The sequence below is a fragment of the Cupriavidus sp. SIMBA_020 genome (assembly GCF_046535395.1).
Taxonomy (GTDB): Bacteria; Pseudomonadota; Gammaproteobacteria; order Burkholderiales; family Burkholderiaceae; genus Cupriavidus; species Cupriavidus campinensis.
Map to the genome: position 1 here is coordinate 1 of NZ_JAWRWU010001652.1, position 237 is coordinate 237.

Annotated in this window: 1 protein-coding gene; it reads right to left on the reverse strand. The window is 61.6% G+C overall.

Annotated features, from left to right (window positions below):
• On the reverse strand, positions 1-228 hold a 228-nt coding region (locus tag SB751_RS35210), incomplete at its 3' end, for a DUF6531 domain-containing protein (RefSeq protein WP_410749640.1).
• Positions 229-237: the final 9 nt, after the last annotated feature.

The following is a 237-nucleotide window of genomic DNA, read 5'->3' on the forward strand; positions in this document are numbered from 1 at the left end:
GAGCATGCCGCCCGTATCGATTGCGCTGGAGTAGGAGCGCGAGCCGCCGAGTGGGAGCATTCCGGGGACACTGAAATCCACCTCGTTCATCAACAGCTTCTGTCCGGTCGGCACATGAACCGGATTGCCACACCGCCCGCGTATTGCTTCAGAAACTTTTCGGCCAACGTAGCTCCCCGCTACCTGGCCGGCGATGTATTTCAGCGCGCACGGCCGGGTCGCCTTCATGCGGTTCTG